The following is a 13,835-nucleotide window of genomic DNA, read 5'->3' as shown; positions in this document are numbered from 1 at the left end:
AGGCCTACAAGTTCAGTGCTGTGTGTAGGTCGGATAAGGCGTTCACGCCGCATCCGACAATAACAGCATTGCCTGATGCGACGCTTGCGCGTCTTATCAGGCCTACAAGTTCAGTGCTGTGTGTAGGTCGGATAAGGCGTTCATGCCGCATCCGACAATAACAACTTCGCCTGATGCAATTACTCTTCGCCGTTAAACCCAGCGCGGTTTAACAGGAACTGTGCCAGCAACGCTACCGGACGACCGGTGGCACCTTTTGCTTTACCAGAACGCCAGGCGGTACCGGCGATATCCAGGTGCGCCCAGTTGTACTTACGGGTAAAGCGTGACAGGAAGCAACCTGCGGTAATTGCCCCACCAGGACGACCGCCAATGTTCGCCATATCGGCAAAATTGGACTCCAGCTGTTCCTGATACTCGTCACCCAGCGGTAAACGCCATGCGCGGTCACCGGATTGTTCAGATGCAGCAATCAGCTCATGGGCCAGCGGGTTATGGTTTGCCATCAGACCGGTAATGTGATGGCCCAGCGCGATCACGCAGGCACCGGTCAGCGTCGCCACGTCAATCACCGCTTCCGGCTCAAAACGTTCAACGTAAGTTAACACATCGCACAGTACCAGGCGGCCTTCGGCGTCGGTATTCAGCACTTCTACGGTTTGACCGGACATGGTGGTTAACACATCGCCCGGACGATAGGCACGTCCGCCAGGCATGTTTTCGCAGCCTGCCAGCACGCCGATAACGTTAATCGGCAGTTGTAGCTCTGCGACCATCCGCATCACGCCGTAAACCGCTGCCGCGCCGCACATATCGTACTTCATCTCATCCATGCCTTCGGAAGGCTTGATGGAGATACCGCCGGAGTCGAAGGTTAAACCTTTACCCACCAGCACGATTGGGCGTGCATCTTCCGACGCGTTGCCTTTGTACTCAATCACCGACATCAGCGATTCGTTTTGCGAACCCTGACCGACCGCCAGATAGGAATGCATCCCCAGCTCTTTCATCTGCTGTTCGCCGATAACGCGGGTGATAACATTCTTGCTGTAGCTGTCAGCCAGTTGGCGCGCTTGTGAAGCGAGGTAAGCGGCGTTACAGATATTCGGCGGCATATTGCCGAGATCTTTCGCGGCTTTAATCCCGGCGGCAATCGCCAGACCGTGCTGGATCGCGCGCTCACCGCTGGTCAGTTCACGGCGGGTCGGCACGTTGAACACCATTTTACGCAGCGGACGACGCGGTTCGCTCTTGTTCGTTTTCAGCTGATCGAAACTGTAGAGCGTCTCTTTTGCCGTCTCGACAGCCTGGCGCACTTTCCAGTAGTTGTTACGGCCTTTAACGTGCAGTTCAGTCAGGAAGCAGACCGCTTCCATCGAGCCAGTATCATTCAGCGTATTAATGGTTTTCTGAATAACCTGTTTGTACTGGCGCTCATCCAGCTCACGTTCTTTACCGCAACCAATAAGAAGGATGCGCTCAGAAAGCACGTTCGGCACATGGTGGAGCAACAGCGTCTGCCCCGGTTTTCCTTCCAGTTCGCCCCGGCGCAGCAGGGCGCTGATGTACCCATCGCTGATTTTATCGAGCTGTTCTGCAATCGGAGAAAGGCGACGTGGTTCGAAGACGCCCACGACGATGCAGGCACTCCGCTGTTTCTCCGGGCTACCGCTTTTTACACTAAACTCCATGCACTACGCTCCTGAATCTTAAAGACAACGGCGGTGGCTACAGATAGAATTGCAAGCTTTCGTAACTCATGTCCGCTGTTGCGATGACTTCGTGTTAATCTTAACGTTATTACGGCATTGGCACGTCAGAACAAAATCTGAGAGGTGAATCCGTTGAGTATAATTATCTTAGCGACGATTTCGACGACTCAAGAGAATAAATGACGTTTAAGCCATGAAACAAGCTAAAATCCTGCAAAAGACGAGTTTTTACGGGCGTATTTAAAGTGATAATCATAAGATATCTGGTGCGGGAGACGCTCAAAAGCCAGCTGGCGATACTCTTCATCTTGCTTTTGATCTTCTTCTGTCAAAAGTTAGTGAGGATCCTCGGCGCAGCGGTTGACGGCGATATTCCGGCGAATCTGGTGCTCTCCCTGTTGGGGCTGGGCGTGCCGGAAATGGCGCAGCTTATCCTGCCATTAAGCCTGTTCCTCGGGCTGCTGATGACGTTGGGCAAATTGTATACCGAAAGTGAAATTACGGTAATGCATGCCTGCGGCCTGAGCAAAGCGGTTCTGGTGAAAGCGGCGATGGTTCTCGCGGTGTTCACGGCGATTGTCGCGGCGGTTAACGTGATGTGGGCGGGGCCGTGGTCATCGCGCCATCAGGATGAAGTGCTGGCAGAAGCGAAAGCTAACCCAGGCATGGCGGCGCTGGCGCAAGGGCAATTCCAGCAAGCGACCAATGGCAGCTCGGTGCTGTTCATTGAAAGTGTTGATGGCAGCGATTTCAAAGATGTGTTCCTCGCGCAAATTCGACCAAAAGGTAACGCGCGTCCTTCTGTGGTGGTGGCCGATTCCGGACATTTAACGCAACTGCGCGACGGATCCCAGGTCGTCAGCCTCAACCAGGGAACGCGCTTCGAAGGCACTGCACTGTTACGTGATTTCCGCATTACGGACTTCCAGGATTATCAGGCGATCATTGGTCACCAGGCGGTGGCGCTCGACCCGAACGATACCGACCAGATGGACATGCGCACATTGTGGAACACCGACACCGATCGTGCCCGCGCAGAACTGAACTGGCGTATCACGCTGGTATTCACCGTGTTTATGATGGCGCTCATGGTTGTGCCTCTGAGCGTGGTTAACCCGCGTCAGGGACGTGTCCTGTCGATGCTGCCAGCCATGCTGCTATATCTGCTTTTCTTCCTGATCCAGACCTCCCTTAAATCGAACGGCGGTAAAGGTAAGCTGGACCCGACGCTGTGGATGTGGACCGTTAACCTGATTTATCTGGCTTTGGCGATTGTTCTCAACCTTTGGGACACAGTGCCGGTCCGCCGCCTGCGCGCCAGTTTTTCGCGTAAAGGAGCGGTGTGATGCAACCTTTTGGTGTTCTTGACCGCTATATCGGTAAAACCATTTTCACCACCATCATGATGACGCTGTTCATGCTGGTGTCGCTTTCCGGCATTATCAAGTTTGTCGATCAGCTGAAAAAAGCCGGGCAGGGGAGTTACGACGCGGTAGGCGCGGGGATGTATACCCTGCTGAGCGTGCCGAAAGATGTGCAAATCTTCTTCCCGATGGCGGCCCTGCTGGGCGCGTTGCTCGGACTGGGGATGCTGGCACAGCGCAGCGAACTGGTGGTGATGCAGGCTTCTGGTTTTACCCGCATGCAAGTCGCGTTGTCAGTAATGAAAACCGCCATTCCACTGGTTTTGCTGACGATGGCGATTGGCGAATGGGTCGCGCCGCAGGGCGAACAGATGGCGCGTAACTACCGCGCGCAGGCGATGTACGGTGGTTCGTTGCTCTCTACTCAACAAGGTTTATGGGCCAAAGATGGTGACAACTTTGTCTATATTGAGCGAGTAAAAGGTGACGAAGAGTTAGGTGGTATCAGTATTTATGCCTTTAACGAGAATCGTCGTCTGCAATCCGTTCGCTATGCCGCTTCCGCGAAGTTTGACCCTGAACATAAAGTCTGGCGTCTGTCGCAGGTTGATGAATCTGACCTGACCAATCCCAAACAGATAACCGGTTCGCAGACGGTGAGCGGCACCTGGAAAACCAACCTCACGCCAGACAAACTGGGCGTGGTGGCGCTGGATCCGGATGCGCTCTCCATCAGTGGTTTGCACAACTACGTGAAGTATCTGAAGTCGAGCGGTCAGGACGCCGGGCGCTACCAGCTTAATATGTGGAGCAAAATCTTCCAGCCGCTATCCGTGGCGGTAATGATGCTGATGGCGCTGTCATTTATCTTCGGCCCGCTGCGTAGCGTGCCGATGGGCGTGCGTGTGGTCACCGGTATTAGCTTCGGTTTTGTGTTCTACGTACTGGACCAGATCTTCGGCCCGCTGACGCTGGTTTACGGCATCCCGCCGATTATCGGCGCACTGTTGCCAAGCGCCAGCTTCTTCTTAATCAGCCTGTGGCTGTTAATGAGAAAATCGTAACTTGATGAATGAATAAAGGGAGCTAAAGCTCCCTTTATTATTGTTAGCAAAGTGGCGTAGGCCTGATAAGCGTAGTGCATCAGGCAAAAGCAAGTTGGTGTGAGAGAACACAAACAGCGCCTGACTTACCTTTTTCTCCCCCCAAGCAAACTCCCCAGCACTCCGCGTACAATCTGATTCGTCACCTGGCGGGCGGCGCTTTTCGCCATTGTTTGCACCACACCATCTTTCTTCCCGCCGCGTGGTCCGGTAGTGCCAAACAAAATATCCTTCAACCCACCCAGAATACTGTCATCTTCACTTATCTCTTTCCCTTTGGCCGGAGGGGTATTTTGCTGCTCGGTACTTGCCTGTACGCCTTTTTGCAACATCTCATAGGCGGATTCCCGGTCCACGTCATCTTCATACTTGCCGTACACCGGGGAGTGATTAATCAAGCCATTACGCTCATCTTCTGTCACTGGCCCCATCCGTGAACAAGGCGCGATCACCATCGCACGCTCCACCACAGAAGGACTTCCTTTCGCATCCAGAAAAGAGATCAACGCTTCGCCGGTTCCCAGTTCCTGAATCGCCTTTTCCGTATCAAATGCAGGATTAGGTCGCATGGTTTGCGCTGCCGTCTTCACCGCTTTCTGGTCTTTCGGTGTAAAGGCGCGCAGAGCGTGCTGAACGCGATTACCCAACTGCCCAAGCACGTTGTCCGGAATATCAGAAGGGTTTTGCGAAACAAACCAGACGCCCACGCCTTTTGAACGGATAAGCCTTATTACCTGTTCAATCTTATCCAACAGTACCTGCGGCGCATCGTTAAACAACAGATGCGCTTCGTCGAAGAAAAACACCAGTTTCGGTTTATCGAGATCGCCTGCTTCGGGCAGTTGCTCATACAACTCTGAAAGCATCCACAACAGGCTGGCGGCGTACAGTTTAGGCATCTGGTAGAGTTTTTCGGCGCTAAGGATATTGATAACACCCTTACCGTTGGCATCGGTACGCATCCAGTCTTTGATATCCAGCATCGGCTCGCCAAAGAAATGCGTTGCCCCTTGCTGTTCCAGCGTCAGTAATCCGCGCTGGATGGCACCAACCGATGCGCTACTGATATTACCGTACTGATTCTGGAATGATTTGGCGTTATCACCGATGTATTGGGTAATCGCCCGCAAATCTTTAAAGTCGAGAAGCAACAATCCCTGATCGTCAGCAATACGGAAAATGATATTCAGGACGCCAGATTGCACATCGTTGAGATTCAACAAACGCGCCAGCAACAACGGCCCGAGATCCGATACCGTTGCCCGCACTGGATGACCTTTCTCACCAAAAATATCCCATACCACCACTGGATTCGCATGTGGTTGCCAGTCGTTGACGCCGATATTTTTCAACCGAGCGAGCAGTTTTTCCGAGGTCGTACCTTCTGCCGCAACCCCGGTTAAATCACCTTTTACATCGGCCATAAACACCGGAACGCCGATTTCTGACAGAGATTCCGCCAGTTTTTGCAGCGTGACAGTTTTACCTGTCCCCGTTGCGCCAGTAATCAGTCCGTGACGGTTAGCCATAGCGGGTAGTAAAAACAGTTCTGTGTCCGGCGTGCGGGCAATTAAACGTGGTTCGCTCATGAGATTTCCTCCAGTTCCCTGTCTGGAGTATAGGCACGGTTAAATAGTTTTCACCACTAAATTCAGCCGATTGCGAGATATCTTAAAGGCCTGGTAGAAGCGACCCAACAAAGCCTCCGCAATTCATAATTGTAGGCACCGCACCTTGCCAGAAGTTGATCTGATTATCGCGAATACAGGCGCCGCAGTGACCACGGCTGCGCGGCGTCTGTTGACCTTACTGCAAACCTTTATCCTGCGCGGCGCTACCCAAGGCAACCAGCGGATATTGCGAAAACCCTTATTCCTTATCGATCATCTGCATGTTTTTGTCGTTCTCTGGTGTTGCCCGGGAAGTGTAGAGCATGGTAGGGCGGGGCCTGGAGTGTGACAAAGGTTACACATCGCTGTATGCAATGCTGAAAATTTCAGCACTTAGCGAGGTGCGAGCAAGCTGGCGCTTGCATGGTGGCGTGCGACAGGTATAATCCACAACGTTTTCCGCATACCTCTTCAGTGCCGAAGTGGCGAAATCGGTAGACGCAGTTGATTCAAAATCAACCGTAGAAATACGTGCCGGTTCGAGTCCGGCCTTCGGCACCATATCGTATGCAAATCGAGTCGCTCAAGGGCGACTTTTTTTGTGTCTGGGATCCGTTAGTTACCTACCTTTCTCGCGATTTTAACTCTCTCAGAGCCAACCAATTTCAACCCATCGCAAACGAAAAATGTTAATACAGGCGTTGGTATTTTCGGTTCGATATTAATTTGTATTAGCTCAGTCCTGATCTGACAGCTATCTGCCAGATCAGGTTCGGATTAATACATTATATCTGCCCGCCTACACCTTTAAACTTCTCAATAAACGCGACGATCTTCTGGAAAACCGTCTGTTTTTTCGTCTTATATTGCGGGTTTAACGGACTGAGTTTTGGCAATGTCTCGTTTAATTCCGTGCCATTTTCGGTGGCGTATTCGCGTTTTAAAGACGTGCGAATATAGCGTTTCGCCGCCTCTTCATTGAGATTTTCTTCTTTGATCAACGCTTCTGCTTCACGTTGCTGTTCGCGTTGAGCAAAGGTAAAAAACGCATCAATGATGCTGGCTTTATCCGGCAAATCATCCAGGTTCGTTTGTTGAATAAAATCGACCACCAGACCTTCTTTGGCACGGTTCCCAAGGCTTGAACGAATTAAGCGTTTGACCTCTTCGGTCATTTCGCCCTTACCTTTGTTTTGTCTGTTGTGTTCGAAAATCAGTCCAAGGATATAATCCAGGTTTATTTCCTGAGACTTCAGCAAATCGACCTCAAAAACTACGTCATCCCAGTCAGTAGTTGATTTTTCTTTTTTGTCAGCTTCTTTCTCACGGCGCTGCCAGTCACGAATATCGTTATAGGCAGAACGATAATCCTGAATCTTGCGTTCAGCAGGGAGACGAATCATTTGCAATTCAGCGAACTTTTCATCATCCACATAATGTTCTTCTTTGAATTTTTCTACCGCAACAGGATCGCTAATATCGATTTGTTGCAGGGCTTTCAGCGTGGCAAATTCATCATAGTTTTGCAGGATGTTCTCGGCACGCAGGTATTCACCAAACAGTTTTACGAAGTCTTTCTTCTCTTTTTCACTTTCAATACTGGCAGGGTCAGGGAATCGTTGTTCCAGTTCTGAAACTACTGCCATAAAGCCGCGTTTAGCTTCACCAGTAGCAGCATCAGTAAATCCTTCCATATACTCTGCATAACTTTTTTCTAACACCACATTTTTGGTGTTTTTGTCACCAAACAGCGTTATGGCATCAATAGTTGAGCGTTCCAGATCGCGGAAAGTGACGATATTACCGAAGGTTTTAGTGGCGTTATAAATGCGGTTGGTGCGGGAAAATGCCTGCATCAGGCCGTGAAAACGCAAGTTTTTATCGACGAATAGCGTGTTCAATGTTGGAGCATCGAAGCCGGTTAAAAACATCCCAACGACAATTAACAGATCGATATCCTGATTTTTAACCCGTTGGGCTAAATCACGATAGTAGTTCTGAAAACCGTTACTGTCGGTGCTGAAGTTAGTTTTAAAATAGCTGTTATACTCACGAATTGCAGCGTCAAGAAACTCTTTAGCACTGCTGTCCATTGCGCTGGTATCAAAAGTTTCATCGGAAATTTCACCAATGGCATTTTGTTCTTCATTGGCGGCAAAGGAGAAGATTGTCGCAACACGCAGCGGTTTATAGGTAGCCGATTTATTAGCGGCTTCCTCTTGTAACCGTTTAAACGTCGCGTAATAGGCTTTCGCGGCATCCACGCTACTCACTGCCAGCATGGCATTAAAGCCTTTGGAACCTGGGAAAGTACGGTGGGTCTTCTGGCGGAAGTTATTCAGAATATATTGCGTAATTTCCTGTATACGCATGGGATGAAGGAACGCCAGTTGATTTTCAGCCGCACTCAGTTTTTTCTCGTCGGTTTCTGTCTCTAAAGACTTAAACTGTGGCCGCACATCGTTGTAGTCCACCTTGAATTTGAGCACTTTTTCGTCACGAATCGCATCGGTAATCACATACGAATGCAATTCACGACCAAATACGCTGGCGGTCGTTTCTGAGCCTAAAGCGTTTTCCGGGAAAATAGGTGTGCCGGTAAAACCAAACTGATAATAGCGTTTGAATTTCTTCTTCAGGTTTTTCTGCGCTTCTCCAAACTGGCTGCGGTGACATTCATCAAATATAAACACCACTTGCTGATTGTATACAGGCAGGTCGCTTTCTGCTTTCATCAGGTTATTAAGTTTCTGAATAGTGGTGACGATAATTTTGTTATCGTCCTTATCCAGATTTCGTTTAAGACCTGCGGTATTTTCCGAGCCGTTAACACTATCTGGCGAAAAACGCTGATATTCCTTCATGGTCTGGTAATCGAGGTCTTTCCTGTCGACCACGAAGAAGACTTTATCAATAAAGTCCAGTTCTGTTGCCAGACGCGCGGCTTTAAAGCTGGTCAGGGTTTTACCAGAACCGGTAGTGTGCCAGATAAAGCCACCACTTTCGGGGGTAGACCAGTTTTTCGCTTTATAGGAGCTGTTGATTTTCCATAAGATACGCTCAGTGGCGGCAATCTGGTACGGTCGCATCACTAGTAGCGTTTGGCTAACATCGAACACGCTGTAGTTCACCAGAACATTAAGCAGAGTATGTTTCTGGAAAAAGGTAGCGGTAAAATCTTTGAGGTCTTTAATCAACGTGTTGTCTGATTTCGCCCAGTTCATGGTGAAGTCAAAACTGTTTTTATCGCGCTTTGTCGTGTTGGCAAAGTAACGGGTATCGGTGCCGTTAGAAATGACAAACAGTTGCAGATACTTAAACAGGGAATTTTCGCTGTTAAAACTCTCTTTACTGTAACGATGTATCTGGTTGAAAGCCTCACGAATCGCCACGCCGCGCTTTTTCAGTTCGATTTGTACCAGTGGTAAGCCATTAACCAGGATCGTGACGTCATAACGGTTAGCATGAGAACCCGCCTGTTCAAACTGCTGGATAATCTGCACCTTATTACGCATGAGATTCTTTTTATCTATCAGATAGATATTCTCAAGACGCTCGTCATCAAAAATAAAGTCGCAAATATAGTCGATATGGATTTTACGGGTCTTATCCAGAATGCCATCGCTCGGGTTGTCCAGATACTGCTCCGTGAAACGCCTCCATTCGCTGTCATTAAATACCACACCATTGAGGTTCTGAAGCTGTTCCCGAACATTGGCCAGCATTGCCGACTGTGATTTTACGGATATAAATTCATAGCCCTGATTTCGCAGGTCCTGAATCAGTTCACGTTCCAGGTCCGATTCGCTCTGGTAGCTGTCGCTTGTTTGCTCAGCTTTGATGTACTTATCAAGAACGATAAAGTTATTGGATTCAGCAATGGTGTGTATCTGATGAGTCATAGCGCATCCTTTGTGCCGTCTGGCAAGGGCCGGAAGGGCGTTAAGAGTGACTTCCAGCGTGTAAAAAATAGTCTATATACAGACCGGATGTTAAGGTGGTCCGGTCGGTAGTAATGGTCAATTAATTACTGACAGTTTCAGGTTTTGGGAAACTGAACAGTAAATCACGATAGTATTCGTATTGTTTCTGGCGCAACTCGATTTCACGCGGAAGACCTTCGGTGATGGAGTTGGTCAGGGCGTCGAATTTATCGAGAATAGTAACAATCTGCTCTTTTTCTTTTAGTGATGGATTAGGAATACGGATACTTTCTAAGTTTTTCTTATTTAGCTTTGGCTGGGCTGCTCCTGATATGTACGGCGTAAGATTGATATTGTTTAAGTAATATTCAACAAATTTTTGTTCAGTGTAGTTTTTGAATTTAAGAACATGAGCATGATTATTCACCCACGTTTTACCGCTAATGCTAAAAGCTATAGGGGTATTTCTTGCAATAAGATTCGCACCATCTTCAGAAATTAATAACAGGTCATCATCAAAAATATAATCTTTTACGTAATCAACAATGCCTGACGCACCATAATAGGGAATATTTCCAGTCTCCCTTAATCCACTAGTTATTGGTTTTCTAAGAGAATCAAAATTATCTGCAAATGTTCCCAAAGTCTTCCACTCAACCTCACCCTCTTTAAAACTCAACAACTGGTCGCGATAGTAATTGTACTGTTTTTTACGCATGTTAAGCTCAGCGGTAAGCTCAGCGGTAAGTGCAGTAAATTTGTCCAGAATCCGAACGATTTCAGACTGGATGGCAAGGGATTTTCCCGGATTATCCGGGCAGGGAATTGGGATTAGACACTCCTTCACTTTTGAGTCAGAAATCGCAGGATATGCAGAGCCACTTTGATTTTCTTCGACATGTTTTTTGAAATCAGAAGTTGAAATCCAATGTAAAATCCATTTAGGTAAAACCTGATCTTTTTTTGCTCGTAAAATACAGTACCCGGTACTTGCTACCTCACCAGCGTATTCGCTATCAATTAAACAGAATCGCTGTTGTGTAGGGCGAGTTGTTGCAAAAATTACGTCATTTTCATCTACAAGTTTTTGAGCTCTGCTCGGTGCATTATTTTTTGTGATTTCTGTTGTCTCAATTATTTTTTTTGTCGCTATATCAACTGAAGTTAAATCTATATATCTATAGGAACGAATAGCCTCTCGCCATTTAATATTACTAGTTCGTAAAGTTATATCCTCAAGGGTTTTCCACCCAACTTCAACCCCATCCAGTAATTTTTCCAGATAACTCAACTCGTTCATTTCTGCACCTCGCAGCCTTCAATTTCAGCCACAATCGCATCAATATCTTTGCGCAACTGGTCGATTTTGCTGACCGTGGTTTTCAGCTCAGCATTCAGCTCACCGATATCGATAATTTCGCGAATATCTTTCGCTTCAACATAGCTGCTCACCGACAGGTTATAGTCATTAGCGACAACGGTCTCAAACGTGACAGATTTTGCCAGATGGGCAACATCTTCCTTGCTGGCAAATACCTGCATAATCTGTTCGATATGGGCATCGGTCAGGATGTTGTTATTAGTCTCTTTTTTGAACAGTTCGCTGGCGTCAATAAACTGAACTTTGGTATCGGTTTTATGTTTAGACAACACCAGAATATTGACGGCAATGGTGGTGCCAAAGAACAGGTTCGGAGCCAGTGAAATTACGGTTTCGACATAGTTATTGTCAACCAGATACTGACGGATTTTCTGCTCCGCGCCGCCACGGTAAAAAATACCCGGGAAGCAAACAATCGCAGCACGACCTTTGGCCGAAAGATAGTTCAGTGCATGTAATACAAACGCAAAGTCAGCTTTGGATTTGGGGGCCAGGACGCCAGCCGGGGCAAAACGTTCATCGTTAATCAGCGTCGGGTCATCGCTGCCAATCCATTTCACCGAATACGGCGGGTTAGAAACGATGGCATCAAACGGTTTTTCATCTCTGAAGTGCGGCTCAGTCAGCGTATTGCCCAACTTGATATCAAACTTGTCGTAGTTGATGTTGTGCAAAAACATGTTCATACGCGCCAGGTTATAGGTCGTATGGTTGATTTCCTGACCAAAAAAACCTTCTTCGATGATATGGTCATCAAACTGTTTTTTAGCCTGCAACAACAGCGAACCGGAACCTGCTGCCGGGTCGTAGATTTTGTTAACGTGGGTCTGGCCGTGCATTGCCAGTTGTGCAATCAGCTTAGAGACGTGCTGCGGTGTAAAGAACTCGCCGCCTGACTTACCAGCATTCGCCGCATAGTTAGAAATCAGGAACTCATAGGCATCGCCGAACAGGTCAATCTGATGTTCGTTGAAGTCACCAAGTTTTAATCCTTCAACCCCTTTTAGAACCGCGGCCAGGCGGGTATTTTTATCCTTAACGGTGTTACCCAGGCGGTTACTGGTGGTATCGAAATCAGCAAACAAACCTTTGATGTCAGCTTCTGAAGGGTAACCGTAAGCAGAACTTTCGATAGCAACGAAGATGCTGTTTAAATCTGCATTCAGTCTGTCATTGGTATTTGCTTTCGCAGCTACGTTGCAGAAAAGCTGACTTGGGTAGATGAAGTAGCCTTTGGTTTTGATGGCATCGTCTTTAATGTCATCAGTAATTACGCTGTCATCCAATTTCGCATAACAGATGCTGTCATCACCGGCTTCAATATAGCTGGAAAAATTTTCGCTGATAAAACGGTAGAAAAGCGCGCCCAGAACGTATTGCTTAAAATCCCATCCATCGACCGAACCTCTGACATCGTTAGCAATTTGCCAGATTTGGCGATGAAGCTCCGCGCGCTGCTGAAGACTGGTCATTTTTTATCCTTTGAATGTGTTTTTAACGTCGGCTTTTGCCGGGATTTTACCGGAAGTTGTTTGGTTTTTCAGATTTGTATGACGGCGAGGAGGGGATTCAGCATCAGATTGTTAGTGCAACTTACTCAGCATTCACCGCTTGAGTCAGGAGGCTACTTTATATGCCCATCGCCCATCCGTAGGTGATCAGATAATTTATTGCGAGTCACCTTCCCGATTTTCAATCTCATTATTTACCCAATCTTTCACCAGTGGATAATTCGTCTGCTACTAACGGCGAGTGTATTTTTTACGGATGAAAGATTATGCAGACAGAAGCTGAAGTCTTAACCGATCATAACGAACTAATTTGCTCGACCAGTATTGAGCGTATCGTCACAGGACGTGATAGTGCACTGAACCAGATAGCGGCGTTAATCCAAAAACTGGATGATATCTCCAGCCTGACATCCAGTATTGGCGGTGATGTGGCTGGAACCTGGGCAATGCGTAATGGATATGCCTTTGACTGCTGGCTGATGCAACCAACCGACAAAGCGATGTCGGCGATCACCCGCAATATCGATCGCAGCATCTGGCGCGATCTCATGCTGAAGTCCGGGATGTTGACTCTGATGGATGCCGAAGCCCGCAGTCAGTGGGCAAAGAATCTGGAGGAGGGCGATCTCCCGGCGATTAGCGAAGCCAACATCCTGAGTACCTTTGAACAACTTCACCACAATAAGCAGGACGTTTTCGAACGTGGGATTATCAATGTATTTAAGGGATTGAGCTGGGATTACAAAACCAATAATCCCTGTTACTTCGGTAAGAAGATTATCGTTAACAATCTGGTGAAGCATGACAGATGGGGCTACAGCCTGAACTGGGGCTGGCGGCGAGATCAGCTTGCCGATCTGGAACGGATGTTCTATCTGCTGGATGGGAAGGCAATTCCCGATAACCGGCATGATGTTGCGATTCGGTTTATGGACTTCGTTAGTGCTCACCCGCATGAACAGGTATTTGATGACGATTTATTTGTCATCCGCTATTACCAGAAAGGCAGTGGGCATATCACTTTCAAGCGACTGGATCTGGTGGATAAGATGAATGACATTGTGGCGAAGCACTATCCGTCAGCGTTATCAGCAAAATGAATGTCGTATGTTTGCTGTCAAAATGTCGTTACTGGAACCCTCTGAATTTCGGCATATCCATTTACTGGAAATAATACCTACCTGAAAACCGTTGATTCCCTATGCAACTAGAAAATGCACACAGGTTGAAA

9 protein-coding genes, 1 tRNA gene and 1 pseudogene are annotated in these 13,835 nt (G+C 47.9%); 5 read left to right on the top strand and 6 right to left on the bottom strand.

All coding sequences use genetic code 11. The features are described from left to right. Positions 1 to 179 precede the first annotated feature (179 nt). Positions 180 to 1,691 (bottom strand): leucyl aminopeptidase, encoded by a 1,512-nt coding sequence (gene pepA, locus FEK47_RS13620; protein WP_000397144.1) that lies wholly within the window; start codon positions 1,689 to 1,691, stop codon positions 180 to 182. Between the two features lie 153 nt (positions 1,692 to 1,844). Between pepA and ytgA the strand changes: the two genes are divergently transcribed. From ytgA to lptG, 3 genes are all read left to right on the top strand, one after another. Next, a complete protein-coding gene (gene ytgA / locus FEK47_RS25435) occupies positions 1,845 to 1,895 on the top strand; it encodes a protein YtgA (RefSeq protein ID WP_211180521.1) in 51 nt (16 codons plus the stop codon). 62 nt (positions 1,896 to 1,957) lie between these two features. Continuing rightward, the gene (lptF, locus tag FEK47_RS13615) at positions 1,958 to 3,058 is read left to right on the top strand and encodes an LPS export ABC transporter permease LptF (protein WP_105290081.1); all 1,101 of its coding nucleotides are present in this window, start codon (positions 1,958 to 1,960) and stop codon (positions 3,056 to 3,058) included. Next, entirely contained in the window at positions 3,058 to 4,140 is a 1,083-nt protein-coding gene (gene lptG / locus FEK47_RS13610; RefSeq protein WP_105290080.1) for an LPS export ABC transporter permease LptG, read from the top strand. The genes lptF and lptG overlap by 1 nt, the downstream gene beginning before the upstream one ends. Before the next feature lie 125 nt (positions 4,141 to 4,265). Here the strand turns inward: lptG and FEK47_RS13605 are convergent, their stop codons facing one another. Together FEK47_RS13605 and FEK47_RS13600 are read right to left on the bottom strand one after the other, a co-directional pair. Next, on the bottom strand, positions 4,266 to 5,768 hold the full coding sequence (locus FEK47_RS13605) for a helicase HerA-like C-terminal domain-containing protein (RefSeq protein ID WP_135486736.1): 1,503 nt from the start codon (positions 5,766 to 5,768) through the stop codon (positions 4,266 to 4,268). Between the two features lie 109 nt (positions 5,769 to 5,877). Further along, positions 5,878 to 6,075 (bottom strand): annotated as a pseudogene (locus tag FEK47_RS13600) (alcohol dehydrogenase); the annotation flags it as partial. Between the two features lie 190 nt (positions 6,076 to 6,265). On the opposite strand from FEK47_RS13600, the gene FEK47_RS13595 reads away from it, so the two are divergent. Then, positions 6,266 to 6,350: transfer RNA gene (locus FEK47_RS13595), tRNA-Leu, on the top strand. 224 nt (positions 6,351 to 6,574) lie between these two features. Here FEK47_RS13595 and FEK47_RS13590 read toward each other — a convergent pair. The 3 genes from FEK47_RS13590 to FEK47_RS13580 all read right to left on the bottom strand — a co-directional run bounded on the left by FEK47_RS13590 (position 6,575) and on the right by FEK47_RS13580 (position 12,565). After that, the gene (locus tag FEK47_RS13590; protein WP_135486735.1) at positions 6,575 to 9,691 is read right to left on the bottom strand and encodes an HsdR family type I site-specific deoxyribonuclease; all 3,117 of its coding nucleotides are present in this window, start codon (positions 9,689 to 9,691) and stop codon (positions 6,575 to 6,577) included. A gap of 121 nt (positions 9,692 to 9,812) precedes the next feature. After that, a complete protein-coding gene (locus FEK47_RS13585) occupies positions 9,813 to 11,012 on the bottom strand; it encodes a restriction endonuclease subunit S (RefSeq protein WP_135486734.1) in 1,200 nt (399 codons plus the stop codon). Beyond that, positions 11,009 to 12,565 (bottom strand): type I restriction-modification system subunit M, encoded by a 1,557-nt coding sequence (locus tag FEK47_RS13580; RefSeq protein ID WP_135486733.1) that lies wholly within the window; start codon positions 12,563 to 12,565, stop codon positions 11,009 to 11,011. Before FEK47_RS13580 ends, FEK47_RS13585 begins: the two co-directional genes overlap by 4 nt. A gap of 305 nt (positions 12,566 to 12,870) precedes the next feature. Here FEK47_RS13580 and FEK47_RS13575 point away from each other — a divergent pair, with 305 nt between their 5' ends. Beyond that, positions 12,871 to 13,704, top strand: a complete 834-nt coding sequence (locus tag FEK47_RS13575; RefSeq protein WP_135486732.1) for a DUF4942 domain-containing protein — start codon at positions 12,871 to 12,873, stop codon at positions 13,702 to 13,704. The last annotated feature ends 131 nt before the right edge of the window (positions 13,705 to 13,835 follow it).

Source organism: Escherichia sp. E3659 (assembly GCF_005781135.1).
Lineage (GTDB): Bacteria > Pseudomonadota > Gammaproteobacteria > Enterobacterales > Enterobacteriaceae > Escherichia.
Note: the sequence above shows the minus strand (reverse complement) of the source record. Positions and strands in the feature narration are given on the sequence as shown.

Bases quoted from the DNA above. Each gene is read 5' to 3' on its own strand.
- FEK47_RS13585 (WP_135486734.1), bottom strand. From the start codon at position 11,012: ATGAACGAGTTGAGTTATCTGGAAAAATTACTGGATGGGGTTGAAGTT.
- FEK47_RS13605 (WP_135486736.1), bottom strand. From the start codon at position 5,768: ATGAGCGAACCACGTTTAATTGCCCGCACGCCGGACACAGAACTGTTT.
- lptG (WP_105290080.1), top strand. From the start codon at position 3,058: ATGCAACCTTTTGGTGTTCTTGACCGCTATATCGGTAAAACCATTTTC.
- FEK47_RS13575 (WP_135486732.1), top strand. From the start codon at position 12,871: ATGCAGACAGAAGCTGAAGTCTTAACCGATCATAACGAACTAATTTGC.
- FEK47_RS13590 (WP_135486735.1), bottom strand. From the start codon at position 9,691: ATGACTCATCAGATACACACCATTGCTGAATCCAATAACTTTATCGTT.
- FEK47_RS13580 (WP_135486733.1), bottom strand. From the start codon at position 12,565: ATGACCAGTCTTCAGCAGCGCGCGGAGCTTCATCGCCAAATCTGGCAA.
- pepA (WP_000397144.1), bottom strand. From the start codon at position 1,691: ATGGAGTTTAGTGTAAAAAGCGGTAGCCCGGAGAAACAGCGGAGTGCC.